Source organism: Neisseria sp. P0009.S007 (assembly GCF_051962515.1).
Map to the genome: position 1 here is coordinate 1 of NZ_JBQCVF010000338.1, position 1,404 is coordinate 1,404.

Consider the following 1,404-nt stretch of genomic DNA (forward strand, 5'->3'; position numbering starts at 1 on the left):
TCCATCGCGTGTGCGCCGGCCAGCATTTTGCGGAATGCTTTTTCGCCGACGGCAACCATCAGCGGCAGGCCGATGGGTGACCAGACGGAATAGCGGCCGCCGACCCAGTCGGACATGGCGAAGACTTTGTCGGGGGAGATACCGAAGTTTTGGGCTGCGGCCACATCGGCGGAAATGGCGCAGAAGTGGCGGTAGATGCCGGAATCAGGCAAACCTGCATCGCGGTACCAGGTGCGCGCCGCATAGGCATTGAGCAGGGTTTCCGGTGTGCGGAACGATTTGCTGGCAATGCTGAATACGGTGGTCTCGGGATTGAGGCCGAGAAGGGTTTGGGTCAGGTCGGCATCATCGGAGTTGCTGACAAAGTGGACGCGGATGTTTTGCCAATAGGGTTGCAGCGCCTGTGTGGCCATGCGCGGGCCTAAATCGGAGCCGCCGATACCGATGTGAACCAAATCGGTAATCGGTTTGCCGGTAATGCCTGCGTGGGTGCCGTCTAGGAGTTGGCGTGCGAATTCGAGGGTGCGGTTGAGTTCGTGATGAACTTTGGACACGATGTTTTCGCCGTCGACGTAAACAGGTTTGGCATTGGCAGGCAGGCGCAGAGCAGTGTGGAGAACGGCGCGGTGTTCGCTGGTGTTGATTTTTTTACCGCTGCTCATGGCCTGTATATATTGTGGCAAATCGGCTGCTTCGGCCAGTTGGCACAATAAGTCAAGGGTGTTTTCATCTAGGCGGTTTTTGCTGTAATCAAATAACAAACCGTGCAGAATTTCGTGCATATTATTGAAACGTTCGGCATCTGCGGCGAAGCGTTCGCGCAGGGTAACGTGTTGAGTATCGGCATGATGGGCTTCCAAGGCTTGCCATGCGTCTGAGTATGCGGACATCTCGTTTCCTTAGTATGTAACGGTAAAATAAGCAGAATAGATAGGTATTTCCTGCTTTTTTGTAGTGGCTTGTAGTTTAACAAATTTGAACAGATTTTGGGAGATGGCGTGGGCGGTTTTGTTTAAGAAATGTATGCGAAATGCAATAGAAACGGTTGATTATCATCAAGTTTCTGTAAAAAAGGGGGTATGACACCGATGTCTGCTGTGTTATCCTATGTAACATTATTGAAATCTTGTCGGGGCGGGTCCGTAAGATGGCTACAATTTATGATGTCGCTGCTTATGCTGGGGTATCTCCTAAGACGGTCAGCCGGGTGATTAACGGCGATGCGCCGGTCAGTGATAAAACCCGTTCCAAAGTAGAAACAGCGATTGCTGCTTTGGGCTATATCCCATCTTCTGCGGCACGGATTATGCGGTCACACCGTTCCGGATTGGTCGGTCTGATTACCGGCGCCATTTCGCGGACAGGCGAGAATACGGGCGGACACGGCATACCGGATATGTTCTT

At 52.4% G+C, this 1,404-nt stretch carries 1 protein-coding gene and 1 pseudogene; one reads left to right on the forward strand and one right to left on the reverse strand.

Translation table 11 applies throughout. The features are described from left to right. Positions 1 to 890: pseudogene (locus tag ACTHS3_RS13060) on the reverse strand (glucose-6-phosphate isomerase); the annotation flags it as partial. 257 nt (positions 891 to 1,147) lie between these two features. Between ACTHS3_RS13060 and ACTHS3_RS13065 the strand changes: the two are divergent. Beyond that, on the forward strand, positions 1,148 to 1,404 hold a 257-nt coding region (locus ACTHS3_RS13065), incomplete at its 3' end, for a LacI family DNA-binding transcriptional regulator (protein ID WP_440368135.1).